At 72.2% G+C, this 14,548-nt stretch carries 13 protein-coding genes; 5 read left to right on the forward strand and 8 right to left on the reverse strand.

Features of this window, described 5'->3' with window-relative positions; translation table 11 throughout:
- Nucleotides 1–34 precede the first annotated feature (34 nt).
- Together ACQP2F_RS39020 and ACQP2F_RS39025 are read right to left on the reverse strand one after the other, a co-directional pair.
- Nucleotides 35–712 (reverse strand): response regulator, encoded by a 678-nt coding sequence (locus ACQP2F_RS39020; RefSeq protein WP_433296685.1) that lies wholly within the window; start codon nucleotides 710–712, stop codon nucleotides 35–37.
- Nucleotides 709–2,019, reverse strand: a complete 1,311-nt coding sequence (locus tag ACQP2F_RS39025) for a sensor histidine kinase (RefSeq protein ID WP_433296687.1) — start codon at nucleotides 2,017–2,019, stop codon at nucleotides 709–711. The genes ACQP2F_RS39020 and ACQP2F_RS39025 overlap by 4 nt, the downstream gene beginning before the upstream one ends.
- A gap of 121 nt (nucleotides 2,020–2,140) precedes the next feature.
- On the opposite strand from ACQP2F_RS39025, the gene ACQP2F_RS39030 reads away from it, so the two are divergent.
- Both ACQP2F_RS39030 and ACQP2F_RS39035 read left to right on the forward strand, forming a co-directional pair.
- Complete coding sequence (locus tag ACQP2F_RS39030) at nucleotides 2,141–2,875, forward strand: ABC transporter ATP-binding protein (protein WP_433296689.1); 735 nt, start codon at nucleotides 2,141–2,143, stop codon at nucleotides 2,873–2,875.
- On the forward strand, nucleotides 2,869–5,193 hold the full coding sequence (locus ACQP2F_RS39035) for an FtsX-like permease family protein (protein ID WP_433296691.1): 2,325 nt from the start codon (nucleotides 2,869–2,871) through the stop codon (nucleotides 5,191–5,193). The genes ACQP2F_RS39030 and ACQP2F_RS39035 overlap by 7 nt, the downstream gene beginning before the upstream one ends.
- Nucleotides 5,194–5,272: 79 nt before the next feature.
- Here the strand turns inward: ACQP2F_RS39035 and ACQP2F_RS39040 are convergent, their stop codons facing one another.
- Entirely contained in the window at nucleotides 5,273–5,932 is a 660-nt protein-coding gene (locus ACQP2F_RS39040) for an HAD family hydrolase (protein ID WP_433296693.1), read from the reverse strand.
- Between the two features lie 86 nt (nucleotides 5,933–6,018).
- Here ACQP2F_RS39040 and ACQP2F_RS39045 point away from each other — a divergent pair, with 86 nt between their 5' ends.
- Both ACQP2F_RS39045 and ACQP2F_RS39050 read left to right on the forward strand, forming a co-directional pair.
- Complete coding sequence (locus tag ACQP2F_RS39045; RefSeq protein WP_433296695.1) at nucleotides 6,019–6,369, forward strand: hypothetical protein; 351 nt, start codon at nucleotides 6,019–6,021, stop codon at nucleotides 6,367–6,369.
- A gap of 177 nt (nucleotides 6,370–6,546) precedes the next feature.
- Nucleotides 6,547–7,293, forward strand: a complete 747-nt coding sequence (locus ACQP2F_RS39050; protein WP_433296697.1) for a phosphotransferase — start codon at nucleotides 6,547–6,549, stop codon at nucleotides 7,291–7,293.
- Between the two features lie 100 nt (nucleotides 7,294–7,393).
- On the opposite strand, the gene sigB is transcribed toward ACQP2F_RS39050, so the two are convergent.
- A complete protein-coding gene (gene sigB / locus ACQP2F_RS39055) occupies nucleotides 7,394–8,350 on the reverse strand; it encodes an RNA polymerase sigma factor SigB (protein WP_433307767.1) in 957 nt (318 codons plus the stop codon).
- Nucleotides 8,351–8,637: 287 nt separating this feature from the next.
- Here sigB and ACQP2F_RS39060 point away from each other — a divergent pair, with 287 nt between their 5' ends.
- Complete coding sequence (locus ACQP2F_RS39060) at nucleotides 8,638–9,426, forward strand: sporulation protein (RefSeq protein WP_433296699.1); 789 nt, start codon at nucleotides 8,638–8,640, stop codon at nucleotides 9,424–9,426.
- Here the strand turns inward: ACQP2F_RS39060 and dtd are convergent.
- From dtd to ACQP2F_RS39080, 4 genes are all read right to left on the reverse strand, one after another.
- A complete protein-coding gene (gene dtd / locus ACQP2F_RS39065) occupies nucleotides 9,423–9,845 on the reverse strand; it encodes a D-aminoacyl-tRNA deacylase (protein WP_433307769.1) in 423 nt (140 codons plus the stop codon). The genes ACQP2F_RS39060 and dtd overlap by 4 nt on opposite strands.
- 396 nt (nucleotides 9,846–10,241) lie before the next feature.
- Nucleotides 10,242–10,592 carry a YrdB family protein gene (locus ACQP2F_RS39070; RefSeq protein ID WP_433296701.1) on the reverse strand — a complete coding sequence of 117 codons (351 nt, stop codon included), beginning with the start codon at nucleotides 10,590–10,592 and terminating at the stop codon, nucleotides 10,242–10,244.
- A 124-nt stretch (nucleotides 10,593–10,716) separates the two neighbouring features.
- On the reverse strand, nucleotides 10,717–13,263 hold the full coding sequence (locus tag ACQP2F_RS39075) for a GNAT family N-acetyltransferase (RefSeq protein ID WP_433296703.1): 2,547 nt from the start codon (nucleotides 13,261–13,263) through the stop codon (nucleotides 10,717–10,719).
- Between the two features lie 10 nt (nucleotides 13,264–13,273).
- Nucleotides 13,274–14,458, reverse strand: coding sequence for an acetoin utilization protein AcuC (locus ACQP2F_RS39080; RefSeq protein ID WP_433296705.1), 1,185 nt, complete (start codon nucleotides 14,456–14,458; stop codon nucleotides 13,274–13,276).
- Nucleotides 14,459–14,548 lie beyond the last annotated feature (90 nt).

The following is a 14,548-nucleotide window of genomic DNA, read 5'->3' on the forward strand; positions in this document are numbered from 1 at the left end:
GCGCGACCTGAGCAGGCTCGACCCGTGGCGAAGATCAGCGCACGCCGGCCTCATAGGCCATCACCACCAACTGGGCCCGGTCCCGCGCGCCGAGCTTGGCCAGCAGCCGCCCCACATGCGACTTCACCGTCCCCATGCTCACGTGCAGATCAGCCGCGATCTCCTCGTTCGACCGCCCGCGCGCCACGAGCGCCAGCACCTCGTGCTCCCGAGACGTGATCTCCCGCAGCGCCGTCACCTTCCGCTCGGGCTGCTCGACATAGGCCGTGATCAGCCGCCGGGTAGCCGCCGGCGTCAGCAACGCCTCCCCCGACGCCACCACCCGGATGGCGTTGATCAGCTCCTCCGGCAGAACCTCCTTGAGCAGAAACCCGCTGGCCCCCGCCCGAAGCGCCCCGAACACATACTCATCCAGGTCGAACGTGGTCAGCACGATCACCCGAGTCTCGAGCCCTGCCACCCGCTGACAGATGAGCCGCGTGGCCTCGATCCCACTCATCTCCGGCATGCGCACATCCATGAGCAAGACATCGGGTTCCTCCCGCCGAGCGACCTCCACGGCTTCCCGCCCCGTGCCCGCCTCCCCGACGCACGTCAACCCCGGCGTGTTGTCGATCAGCAGCCGAAAGCTCGCCCGCAGCAACGCATGGTCGTCCGCGACCGCCACTTTCACGACGTCCATTCCGCTCGCTTCCCCCACCGCGCCGGTCATGCCGCGTACCGCAACGTCGTCGCCACTCGCCAACCCACCGCCGCGCCATCGTTGGCCGTCGCCGCCGATCCCGTGCTCACTCCTCCCGTGCTCGCCCCTCCCGTCCTCGCTGCGCCCGCCCTCGCTGCGCCCGCCCTCGTTGCGCCCGCCCTCGCTGCGCCCGCCCTCGTTGTGCCCGACGCCGGCTCGCCCGGCCCGGCCGTCAGGTCGCCGCCGAACATGGCCGCCCGCTCCCGCATGCCGATCAGCCCTTGACCCGCCCGGCCGTCATCGGTCGTCGCCCGGCCCTCACCGAGCGCCCCGATGCCGTCGTCGGTCACTTCGAGCCACACCTCGCCCGGCGCGAGATCGACCCGAATCCGGCACCTCGTCGCCCTGGCATGCTTGAGCACATTCGTGAGCGCCTCCTGCACCAGCCGGAAGACCGCCACTCCCACGCCCTCCGGGATCTCTCGATCCCCGCGCACCTCGAACTCGACCACCAATCCGGTCGACCGGGCGGCGGCCACCACACCCTCCAGGTCGGACAGTCCCGGCGTGGGCACCACGACCGCTTCCGCCCGCAGGGCCCCCAGCGCCCGCCGTAGCTCGGCCAGCGCCTCCCGGCTGGTCACCGCGATGTCTCGCAACGACTCCCGCATCTGCTGCGGCTGCAGGTCGGCGATGTGGTCGGCCACCGTCGCCCGTACCGCGATCACGCTCATGTTGTGGGCCACGATGTCGTGTAAATCGCGCGCTATCCGCAGCCGTTCCTCGCCCAGCGCCAGCTCCGTCGCCTGCGCCACGCTGCGCGCCGCATAGGCGCGGCGTTCCCGGATCGTGCGCCCGGTCGTCCAGCACGCGCCGAGCACCCACAGCACGAGCCCGACCTCGAACGCGTCCCCTGCCGCCGACCCGAACGCCGCCGCCAGCACCGCGATGCCCACGAGGATGATCGTCACTGACCGTCGCCGGCCCACGTCGGTGCCCACCGTATAGAGGACGAACGCCAGCGTGAGCGTCGGCGCCAGCCCCGCATAATCCGGTATCAGACCGCTGGCCGACACGAGCGCGCAGAGGAGGATCGCCGACCAGGCCGCCACTTCGGGCCGCAGCCGGCGCATCGCCACCGGCACCCCGAGGAGCAGGCCCGCCAGCGCGGAGACCCAGGCCGGCTCGTGCCAGAAGGCGTGCGACGATGCCACCGGGACCTCGAGCGCCGCGATCCAGCCGACCACCGCGACGCCGATGGCCAGCCCGGCGTCGCACGCGATGAGCTGGCCGCGGCTGAGCCCGCGGAGGAGGACGGAAGGCGTTGCGGTGGTCATGCCCGCGACAGTAATCAGGAGGCGGGCCAAGCGCGTCAGACCACGGTCTGAACTTTGCGATCTTCAACTGTGGACCTGAGTCAGACGACTTCCGCCGGCCCGCCGGGCATCGTCGACGCCCATGACGACAGCGATGGTCGCGCTCCACGACCTACGGATGGAGTATCGCGCCGGCCGTGACCGGGTGACGGCGCTCGACGGCGTGACGGTCGAGCTCCCGGCCGGCACGTTCACGGCCGTCATGGGTCCCTCCGGCTCGGGCAAGTCGACGCTGCTGCACTGCGCGGCCGGCCTCGACCGCCCGACCGCAGGTGAGGTGGTGCTCGACGGCATCCGGCTCGGCGGCCTCGACGAGACCGGCCTTACCGTGCTGCGCCGCGAGCGTGTGGGCTTCGTCTTCCAGGCGTTCAACCTGATCTCGTCCCTGACCGCGGCGCAGAACGTGGCTCTTCCGGCCCGCCTGGCCGGCCGCCGCGTCGACCCGGCCGAGACGGCGACGGCGCTGGCCCGGGTCGGTCTCGCCGGCCGCGGCCGCCATCGGCCGGTCGAGCTGTCCGGCGGTGAGCAGCAGCGGGTCGCGATCGCCCGCGCGCTGCTCACCGGTCCGGCCGTGCTCTTCGCCGACGAGCCGACGGGTGCGCTCGACGGGACCACTTCCCGGCAGGTGCTGGGCCTGCTGCGCGACCTGGTCGACGAGCGCAGCCAGACCATCGTCATGGTCACCCACGATCCGGTGGCGGCGGCCGTGGCCGACGAGGTGCTGCTGCTCGCCGACGGCCGGCTGATCGACCGGGTGGCGGCGAGCTCGGCGGAGTCGATCGCGGCCCGCATGGCCGCGGTGGAGGCGAAATGCTGATGCGCGACCGGCTGGGTGCATTCGTCGCCGTCCTTTTCGGTACGGCGGTGGTCGCCCTCACCCTCACCCTGCTCGCGTCCGCGCATCCCCGGGTGCCGGAGCGATATGCGGCAACCACGATTGCCGTCCTCAATCCGCGGGTGGCCACGCCGGCCGACCCGTTCCCCGAGTCCCGGCCGTGGTCCTCGGCCGACGCGGCGGTGCTGGCCGCCCGCTTGGCCGCGGTGCCGGGGGTGACCGCCGCGATCCCCGACCGGCGCTTCTACGCCCAGCCGGTGCTCGACGGCCGCCCTTCGTCCACCGTCCAGGAGGGTCACGGCTGGGCCAGCGCCGCGTTGGCTGCCGATCGGCTGGTCGCCGGTCGTCCGGCGACAGCCGATCATGAGTTGGTCGTCTCTCGACAGTCGGGCGTGCCGCTCGGTGGTCCGGTCACGATTCTCACCGCGACCGGCCCGGCGACCTTCACCGTCACCGGCCTGATCGACGCCGACCGTCTCTACGTGGCCGACGCCACGGCGGCCCGTCTGGCGCCCGGCGTCCGGGTCATCGGCCTCACCGGCCGTCCCGATCCGGCACAGGTCGAGTCGATCGCCACCGGGGCGACCGTGTTGCACGGCCCTGCCCTGGGCGAGCTCGAGGCGAGATCCGACGCCCGTACGAGGTGGATCGGCCTCCAGGTGGTCACGGCCATGACCGCGTTGTCCGTCTTCGCCTGCGCGTTCGTGATCGCCTCCACGTTCGCCCTGGTCGTCCACCAGCGCCGGCGCGAGATCGGCCTGCTGCGGGCGACCGGCGCGACACCGCGACAGGTACGCCGATCGGTAGTCCGGGAAGCGGCGATGGTCGGCGTGGTCGCCGGGGCGCTGGGCACGGCGCTCGGCGTCGCGCTCTCGCCCCTGCTCGGCCGGGTGCTGGTCGACGCCGGTTTCCAGCCGCGCTCGTTCACGGTTGGCCCGCACGTCGGGCCGATCCTGGCCGGCCTCGCCGCCGGCCCGCTTCTCGCCGTCGCCGGCTCGGTGGTCGCCGCCCGTCGAGCGGCCCGGGTCCGGCCGCTCGAGGCGCTGCGCGAGGCCGAGGTCGAGGCGAAGCCGATGATCCGGTTCCGGTGGGCCGTGGGCCTGTTCTTCACCGCCGGCGGCGTGCTGGCCGGCTTCGCCACCACGATGACCGACGATGTCGCCGACCTCGGCACGCTGGCGCTGCTCGGGGCGATGGCGCTGGTGGTCGGCGCGACGGTCCTCGCGCCCGCCGCCGTGCCGTTGATTGTGCGGGTGCTGCTGCGCCCGGCGCGTGGCCCGATCGGCACCGTCATGTGCGAAAGCGCGCTCACCGGCGCGCGACGGACCGCCTCGACCGCGGCCCCGGTGCTGCTGACCGTCGCGTTCGCGGTGTTCATCGCGGGCAACGTGCAAACATCCGCCGACGCCTATGCAGACCGCCGGGCCGACGCCGTCGGAGCCGGCACCGTGCTGGTTCCGGACGGAACTCCGGGACTGACCGACCAGGCCGCACCGCATGCGCCGCTGTCCACCACGGTCTACCTCGGTGACACCCCAGCGGCAGCGCTCGGGGTCGACCACTCTGCGGCCGGGGTCGACCATTCCGCTGCCGGGGTCGACCGGTCCACGGCCGGGATCGTCATCACCGCGGGCTGGGCCACCCAGATGCGGCTCAAAGCAGGTGAGACGGTTCCGCTCACCTTCGCCGACGGGATCCGGGTGTCGTCACGGGTAGCGGCGATCGAAGATCAGGGCCGCGCCGACGTGATGCTCGACCGCGCGACCGTACGGAAGCACGACCCGTCCGCCTTGGGCGACGCCATGGCACTGCCCGGCGGTACGGCCCCCGCCGCAACGGGTACGCGAACGGTCAATGTGGACACCTACGCGAGAGAGGCCGACGCGGACGAGGACCGGCTCGTCTGGATCTTCACGCTGCTGCTCGTCGGCGTGTCCGTCGGTTACGGCGCGCTCGCGGTGGCGAACACGCTCTTCATGGCCACCGCCCGCCGGGCGCCCGATTACCGACTGCTCCGGCTGGCCGGCGCGACCCCACGTCAGGTGCTTCTGGCGGTCGCCGGCGAGTCGGCATTGGCGGTCGCGATCGGGGCGGTGCTGGGCTGCGCCGCGGCGATCGCCGCGCTGTGGGGCGGTGTCGCCGGCCTGCGCGAGCAAACCGGCACCGACGTGCCGCTGACCGTGCCATGGCCGGTCGCGGCCGGCGCGCTCGCCGTCTGCCTGCTGCTCGCCCTGACCGCGAGCGTGCTGCCGGCCGGCGCCCGCATCACGCGCGCCAAGCCGATCCGGCCGGTGTCATGAGGTCCCGTCAGGCGCCACCCCGACCGGGCCTTGGGAGCGCCCCACCGGCGCAGGCGGGGGCCACCCGACGGAATGACCGTCAGGCCTTGAGCAGCTCGGCTACCTCCCGGATCGACCGTTCCGCCAGCGAGCCCAGCACCAGATCGGCGCCATGCAGCGGCAGCCGCGCCGTCTGCGGATTGGGCACGGCGACGCAGAACATCCCGGCCGCCTTGGCCGCGGCGACGCCGTTCGGCGAGTCCTCCACGGCGAGCGCCTCGGCGGCCATCACGCCGGGCTCGTTCAGCGCCAGCTCGTACAGGTCGGGCGCCGGCTTGCTGTGCGTCACCCGTTCTCGAGTGGCCAGCGACTCGAAGCGGTCCCGCAGGCCGAGCGCCTCCAGGAAGCGGGTCACCCAGTCGACACCGGAACTGGACGCCAGCCCGACCCGCAGCCCGAGCTCGCGAGCCTCGTCGAGCCAGGCCAGAATCCCGTCGCGCGGCTCGGCCGCGTCCATCAGCTCATCGAAGCGGGCTTCCCGGGTCGTGCGCAGCGTCGCGCGGTCGATCGGGCCGCCGATCAGGGTCTCCAGGTGGTCGTACGGGTCCCAGCTCGCGTCCGCGGTGCCGATTCCCTGCGCCCAGATGTCCGGGTCGAGCGCGACGCCACGGGCGGCGTACGCCTCCTGCCAGGAGATGAACTCGGGCGTCTCGGTGTCGAGGATCGTCCCGTCGAGATCGAAAATGATGGCCTTCAGCACGTCCGCATCATGCCGTGTTCGGTCGAGAGGGCGCGCGACGCGTGCAAAGCTGGTTCGGGAAGCGATACGAGGGGAAGTAGACGACCATGAGCGATTCGGACGAGAGCATCGAGCGGGAGATCGCCGGCGGCGACTACGGCCCGGGAGTCTTCGACGAGCCGGGAACGTACCGGCCGGAGAAGGGCGACGACGACCCGGGGCTGTCGAGCACGCTGCCCGCGGGCTCGGACATCGAACAGCTCCAGGACGGTGGTCCGCACCCCGAGCACGGCGTGATGACCACGACCGGCGGCACGGCTGGGCCGAACAGCTTCAAGACCCGCCCGCGGTCGGGCCCCGGTGTCGCGAACACGACCACCGGCGACGCCACCACCGGCGCGCTCGAGACTCCGGTCGACGGCTACACGAGCGACGCGAGCAGCAACGCCGTCGACTGACGCGATCGGCCGGGTGGCCGCTCGACGCGGCCACCAAGACGACCAACCAACGCGGCAGCCCCGACGCGGCCGCCGTCAAGGCGCGGCCGCCGTCAAGGCGCGGCCGCGGTCAAGGGGCAGGCGCGGCCGATGAAAGACGGTCGACCGAGCTGGACCCGGCCCACTACGGTCGCACCCGTGACGGACGAACCCCCACACGGGGAGCCCTTCGCGGCCGGTCGCGAGGCCGATGTCTTCGCGCTCGGCCCCGGCCGGGTGCTGCGGCGATATCGGAACGGCGACGACGCGACCCGCGAGGCCGAGGTGATGGCCTACGTGGGTGGCCTCGGCTATCCGGTGCCGGCCGTGTTCTCGGCCGCGGGCGCCGACCTGGTGATGGAACGGCTGGACGGCCCGACCCTGGCCCAGGCCGGACTGGCCGGCCGGATCGGCTTGACCGAGGGCTCCGAGCTCATGGCCGGGCTGCTCCGGCGGCTGCACGACCTGCCGGCGCGGTCCGGCGGGGCGGGCACGATCATCCATCTCGACCTGCATCCCGAGAACATCGTGCTCACCGCGCGCGGACCGGTGGTGATCGACTGGCGGAACGCGGGCGACGGACCCGGCGACCTCGACACGGCCCTGACCGCGCTGATCTTGGCCCAGGTCGCCATCGGCTCGATCGAGCACGACCTGATGGCGGGCGCCGGCGAGATGCTCGACCACTTCGTCGACGTGGCGCCCGGCGATCCGCTGGCCATGCTCGACGAGGCCGTCGCGTTCCGGCGCACCCAAAGCACCATGTCACCGGACGAGATTGCCGAACTCGGCACGGCCGCCGCCCGGGTACGCAAACGCCGGGCGGACACCCACGAACGGGAACGCCCGGCGAAACCCGGCACCGCGAACGCCTCGGCGAACAACCAGCAACGCGAACCCGGCTGAAAACCACGAACGGGAACGCCCGGCGAACAACCAACAATGCGAACGCCCGGCGGACGAATCCGCCGGGCGTTGATGAAGAACGTTGATGAGCGGGGAGCGATCAGCCCGCGTACGCCTCGAGCCGGGAAGCGCGCTCGGGATCGCGCAGCTTGAGCATCGTGACCTTCTCGATCTGCCGGATCCGCTCGCGGCTCAGGCCGAACTCGCGGCCCACCTCGTCGAGCGTGCGCTGGCGGCCGTCGTCGAGGCCGAAGCGCAGCCGGATCACCGCGGACTCGCGCTCGGAGAGAGTGGCGAGCACGATCTCCACCTCGTTGCGGAGCTCGCCCTGGCCGACGGCGTTCGCCGGGTTGCCGGTGTCCACGGCGGCCACGAAGTCGCCGAGCGCGCTCTCCCCGTCCTCACCGACGGCCTGGTCGAGGCTGACCGGCTCCCGGTCGTACGAGATGAGCTCGATGACCTGGAACTCCGGCACGCTCATGGCCTTGGCGATCTCGCCGATGCTCGGCTCCCGGCCGAGCGTGGCGGCCAGGTCGCGGCGGGCGCGGACCATGCGGTTGACCTGCTCGACCATGTGCACCGGGATGCGGATGGTGCGGGCCTGGTCGGCCATCGCGCGGGTGATCGCCTGGCGGATCCACCAGGTCGCGTACGTGGAGAACTTGTAGCCCTTGGTGTAGTCGAACTTCTCCACCGCGCGGATCAGACCCAGGTTGCCTTCCTGGATCAGGTCCAGGAACGCCATGCCCCGGCCGGTGTACCGCTTCGCGATGCTGACCACGAGCCGCAGGTTCGCTTCGAGCAGGTGGTTCTTGGCGGCCTTGCCCTCGACGATGATGATTTCGAGCAGCGGGATGAGGTCGTCGGCGGCCTCGGCCAGCTTCTCCTCGGCGTACAGGCCGGCTTCGATGCGCTTGGAGAGCTCGACCTCCTCGACGGCGGTCAGCAGGCGGGTGCGACCGATCCCGTTCAAGTAGGCCCGGACCAGGTCGGCGGAAACTCCGCGCTCGTCCGTCGCGTCCAGGTCGGTCAGGAGCTCGACACCGTCCGTCATCATGTTGTCGGCGGCAACCGCCACCGTTGACTCCGACGCCTTCATCTGCAGGACCACCTTTCAGTCCCCTCCCCGCTGATAACCGTCTCGTTGCGTTCCCAGCCGCATTCGCGCCGGTGATCGATAGCTTGGCCCGGGACGCGTTAAGCGGAGGTGAGGCAAGCGTCCGTGTGGCATGAATCAGGGAGAACCCTGACGTCACCAAGCCGACAACTGGGTGGAATGCCGGATCTGAGCTGTTGTGGAGGGCCGATAATGTCTTCCAAACGCCGCGCGAGAGGGATCGGTTCATGGTCTTCAAGAGAATGTTGCAGGCGATGGGTGTGGGCGGTCCGTCGGTCGAGACGGAGCTGGTCAACCCCAACTGCCGGCCGGGCGGCTTTCTCGAGGGCCAGATCCGGGTCGCCGGCGGTGATCATGCCGTTGACGTGGAATATCTCGCCGTCGGCCTGATCACCCGGGTCGAGGTCGAGAGCGGCGACAGCGAGTACAACACCGATCAGGAGTTCCACCGCCAGCGGCTCACCGGATCGTTCCGGCTCGATCCCGGCGCGCGCTACGACGTGCCGTTCCGCTTCGACGTGCCGTGGGAGACGCCGATCACCGAGGTCTACGGCCAGCACCTGCACGGCATGACCATGGGCCTGACCACCGAGCTCGAGGTGGCGCGCGCGGTCGACAAGTCGGATCTCGACGCGGTGGCCGTGCACCCGCTGCCCGCGCAGGAGCGCATCCTCGACGCGCTGCTGCGGCTGGGTTTCCGCTTCAGCCGCGCCGACGTCGAGCGGGGCCGCGTCTACGGCGCCGAGCAGACGCTGCCGTTCTACCAGGAGATCGAGTTCTACCCGCCGTCGGCCTACGCGCACGGCATCAACCAGCTCGAGCTGACCTTCCTCCCGACCCCGCAGCGCCTCCAGGTGATCCTCGAGATCGACAAGCGGGGCGGCCTGTTCACCGAGGGCCACGACGCGTTCGGCAACTTCGATGTCGACTATGCGACGGTCGACCGCGTCGACTGGGCCGGCCAGCTCGACAACTGGTTGCGCCAGTCCGCCCAGCGGCGAGGTTTGTTCTTCTAGAGCTCCAAGAGAACCGTCCGCGGGCCCACGTTCACGCTTTCGACCAGCATGTGGGCCCGGAAGCGCCCGGTGGCGACGGTGGCTCCCCGGCCGCGCAGCGCCTCCACATAGGCGGTGACCAGCGGTTCGGCGATCTCGGCCGGCGCCGCCGCACTCCAGGTCGGCCGCCGTCCCTTCCGGGCGTCGCCGTAAAGCGTGAACTGACTGACCACGAGCAGCGGCGCCCCCACGTCGACCGCGGACGCCTCGTCGTCAAGAATCCGCAGCTCAATCGTCTTACGTGCCAATTCGGCCGCCTTCACCGCCGTGTCATCGTGCGTGACACCCACCAGCACGAGCAGCCCGTCGCCGATCTCCCCCACGACCTCCTCGCCGACCGTCACCCGGGCCCGGCTGACCGTTTGCACAAGTGCCCGCATTGTCGTTTTTCCACCCTTCAAACCGCAGATCAAGACCATCATCCGGTACGCGGTCGAGACGAGTCCCCGCCTCCTCAACGCGAGGTGCCCGCAGCGCCGGGCCGCAGCGCGACCATCGCGTGTAGTTCCTGGTCACGCAGCCGCCCGCCACGAGTCATCACCACCCCCGTGACCAGCGCCGCCATCCCGCCCCGCCGCGATGGTGGCGCCCCCTTTCGCCTCGCCGCCGATGGTGGGGCCGCCGCCTCGCCGCCGACGGCGGGCCGCTTTCTCGCCGCCGAGGGTGGCGCCGCTATCTCGCCGCCGAGGGTGCGGCCGCTAACTCGCCGCCGACGGTGGGGCCGCTAACTCGCCGCCGACGGTGGGGCCGCTAACTCGCCGCCGAGGATGCGGTCGCTATTTCGCCTCGCCGCCGGTGGTTGTGCGCAGGGCGTGCAAGGCCCACCGGTTCACGGCGGCCAGCACGGCGAGGATCGCTCCCAGGATCGGATGGCCGGTCAGGATCAGGGCCACGGTCGCGCCGCCGAAGACGACCCACTCGGGAATCAGGCGCTGCGGGTCGGGCAAGGGGTGGCTCGCGCGCGGGGCTACCCAGCGGGCCCAGATCACGGCGCCCAGCAGCGGCAGGGCGATCGCGGCCAGGATGCGGAACCAGACCGGGCCGGGCAGGTGCCACCCGCCGTAGGCGAGCGCCGCCAGCGCACACAGCTCGAGCGCGAATCGCAGCGCCAGGTTGAACGCCCGCATGGTTACCTCCAACATCCGGCCGCACGCATCGCACCAGACCGCGGCCGTCGTGGCGATCGGTTATCCGCCCAAATCCAGTCGTCTACAGGCGGCGGTGGCGTTCGGCCTCCGGGGACTTCGGTTCCTATGGGCTGCGCAGACGGCGGGGGCCGGTGTCGGGGCGGGACGTGGGCGGTCCTATCTCGGTGGCCGCGTGCAGGACCGAGATGCCGTCGGGGCGGGCCAGCACGGGGTTGAGCATCAGGGATCGCAAGCGGGGGTGGTCGTCGGCCAGGCGGCCCACGCGCAGGAGCAGGTCGATGAGGGCGGCGCGGTCGACCGGGGCCGAGCCTCGGTAGCCGTGCAGCAGCGGCGCGGCCTTCGGCTCGGCGACCAGGGCCTCGGCCGCCCGGTCGGTGAGCGGGGCCGCGCGCCAGGCCAGGTCGCCCAGCAGTTCGCTGGCCACGCCGCCGAGGCCGAAGCCGACCACCGGGCCGAAGGCGGGATCTTCCACGACCTCGACCGTGCAGGCGACGCCGGGGGCGACCATCGTCTGCACCAGCACGTCGGGGCCGAAGTTGGCGGCCAGGTCGGCGTACGCGGCCCGGAGGTCGTCCTCGTCGGCCAACGCCAGCCGGACCGCGCCCAGGTCGATGCGATGCCGCAGGGCGCCGCCGGCCGCCTTCAGCGCGACCGGGTAGCCGAGCGTGGACGCCGCCTCGAGCGCGGTGTCGACCGAGGTGGCGAGCGTGGACGGGACGACGTCGATGCCGTACGCCGCCAGCAGCTCGGACGGCGGGCCCTCGACGTCGGCCGCCAGCGGGTCCACATCGGACAGAGCCGGCAGCACGCCGGGCGGTCGGCGCAGCCACTCGGCGTAGGTGGCGACGCGGCCGAGGGCACGCACCGCCTCCTCGACCGACGGGTAGGCCGGGACGCGAGGCGGCAGGTTGCCCAGCAGGAACGTGGCGACCGTGGGTTTCTCGCCGGCCAGCGCGACGCCGGCCAGGGCGGCGGCGAAATCGGCGTCCTCGTCGGGGAGCTGGCCGGGCAGCGGCGGCGCGAAGACCACGACCAGGGCATCGGCGCGGTCGTCGACGGCGGCGTCGGCCAGGGCGTCGGCGAAGTCGTGGGCGCCGGCCTGCGGGCTGATGTCGTGTGGGTAGCCCTCGGCCACGGTGAGGCCGTTCGCGCGGCAGGCGGCCACCGCGAGCTGCGACAACGCGGACGAGTTGCCGACCACGGCGACCCGGCGGCCGGCCGGCAGCGGCTGGTGGGCCAGCAGCAGTCCGACGTCGAAAAGCTCGGGCACGGTGTCGACCCGGATGACGCCGGAACGGGCGAACAGGGCGGTCACCGCGTGCGCGTCGGGGCCGGGTAGGTCGCCGGCGAGGCCGGGCGGGCGGGTCGCCGAGGCGACGGCCACGACCGGCTTGACGCGGGACATGCGGCGGGCGAGGCGGGCGAACTTGCGCGGGTTGCCGAACGTCTCGAGGTAGAGCAGGACGACGTCGGTGCCGGGGTCGTCCTGCCAGTACTGCAGGAGGTCGTTGCCGGAGACGTCGGCCCGGTTGCCGGCCGACACGAAGCTGGACAGGCCGAGCCCGCGACGGTCGGCCTCGGCCAGCAGGGCGACACCCAGCGCACCGCTCTGACTGAAGAACCCGACCCGCCCGGCGGCCGGCAGCAACGGCGAAAGCGTGGCATTGAGACGTACGGAAGCGTCGGTGTTGGCGATCCCCATGCTGTTGGGCCCCACCACTCGCAACCCCGCACCATGCGCGCGCTCGACCAGCGCCCGCTGGGCCACCGCGCCGTCGGCGCCCGCCTCGGCGAACCCGGCCGAGACCACCACGAGGCCACCCGCGCCGCTGGCCGCCGCGTCCTCCACCGCGTCGGCCACCGCCTCCGGCGGCACCGCGATCAGCGCGAGATCGACGGCGACCCCGGCCTCGCTCGCCGACCGGTACGCCGGAAGACCCGCCACCCGATCGGCCCGGCGATGGACCGGGACGATCGTGCCGGTGAACCCGCCGTCGCGCAGGTGGCCGAGCATGGCGGCGCCGATACCCTGACCGCTGGCGCTGGCGCCGTAGACCGCGACCGCGCGCGGCGCGAGAAGCCGGGCGATCGACCGCGCCTCGGTCCGCTGCTCGCGTGACTCCTGCACCTCGCGCGACTTCTCGGTGGGCGCGATCGGGAACTCGAGGTGAACCACGCCGTCCGCGTATTTGCGCTGGATCTGATAGCCGAAGTCGCTGAAGACGCGGAGCATCCCGCCGTTCTCCGGGAGGACTTCGGCGACGAACCGGGCGATCCCGTTTTCCTGGGCGGCCTCGGCCAGATGCTCGAGCAGCACCGAGCCGATGCCGCGGCCCTGATAGGCGTCCTCCACGACCAGGGCGACCTCGGCCTCGGGCGCATCGGGACCGAAGCGCTCGTAGCGGCCGACGGCCACGATGCGCGGGCCGTTCACCAGGACGAACGCCTCACGATCGCGATGGTCGACATTGACGAAGCGCTCGAGGTCGCGCTCCGGAATGCGCGGATAGGGAGAGAAGTAGCGCAGATATCGCGTGCGATCGCTCATGCGGGAGTGGAACTCCACGATGGCCGGCGCGTCGCCGGGCCGGATCTGCCGCAGGTGGGCGGCCGTGCCGTCGGACAGCAGGACGTCCGCGCTCTTCTCCATGACGCGCCCCCTAGTCGCGAGGATCGTGCGGGTCGAGGCCGTGCAGCGGGAACACGGCCGTGCGGGTGGCGAGGATGGCGCGGTCGACCGGGTCGGGCTCGGTGCCGGGCTGCCAGGGCTCGATCACCGGGTCGGCGCCGTCGGTCATGGTCTCGGGCACCTCGGCCCGGGGACATCGCTGGGCGGCCAGCGCGCGCCAGCCATCGGGGGTACGGGTGGCGGGGTCGAGCGGTTCGCCGGTGGCCACCGCGAGCAGGTGCGTCCAGGCCCGGGGGACGACCTCGACCAGCGCGTATCCCCCGCCGCCGGTGGCGATCCAGCGCCCGTCGCAGAGCTCGTCGGCCAGGTCGCGCATGGCGATGTAGGCGGCGCGCTGCCCGTCGACCGAGAGGCTCAGGTCGGCCAGCGGGTCGAGGCGGTGGGCGTCGGCCCCGCACTGGCTGAAGACGACCTCGGGCGCGTACGCCCGCAGGATCGACGGCACGATCGCGTGGAAGGCCCGCAGCCAGCCGCGATCGGACGTGCCGGGTGGCAGCGGGACGTTGACCGCCATGCCCTCGGCCGAGGGGCCACCCACCTCCTCGGAGAAGCCGGTGCCCGGGAAGAGGGCGAGCGGGGACTCGTGCAGGCTGATGGTGAGCACCCGCGGATCGTCGTAGAAGGCGGTCTGCACACCGTCGCCGTGGTGGACGTCGACATCCACATAGGCCACCCGCTGGGCTCCCCGGTCGAGCAGGCGGGCGATGGCGACGGCGGGGTCGTTGTAGACGCAGAAGCCGGCGGCCCGGGCGGCCATCGCGTGGTGCAGGCCGCCGGCCACGTTCACGGCCCTCGTCGTACGCCCCTCCCAGACCGCCTCGGCGGCGGCGATGGAGGCGCCGCAGATGCGCGCCGAGGCCTCGTGCATGCCGTCGAAGACCGGATTGTCGGGGGTGTTGAGACCCCAGCCCCGGAAGAACGGATCGCTGGGCGCGAGCCGGACGGCGTCGAGATAGTCGGGGCGGTGGATGCGGGTGAGATCGTCGTCGGTGGCCGGGCGCGGCGTGACCATCTGCACCCCGGCCCGGTCGAGCACCCCTAGCTCGCGGGCGAGCGCCATCGTGAGCTCCACCCGCACGGGGTTGAGCGGGTGATCGCCCATGTCGTAGTCGAGCAGGGCTTGATCCCACACCACGGTGGTCGTCCGGTCGGCCATGACGGTCATGCTGCCACGCGCCACCGACAGTTTCCGGGGACGCGTTCGGGTGGGCTCCCGGCACCACCGGTCCGGAGCGCTGTCAAGGCC

It is taken from the genome of Actinoplanes sp. CA-030573, from assembly GCF_050951115.1.
Taxonomy (GTDB): Bacteria; Actinomycetota; Actinomycetes; order Mycobacteriales; family Micromonosporaceae; genus Actinoplanes.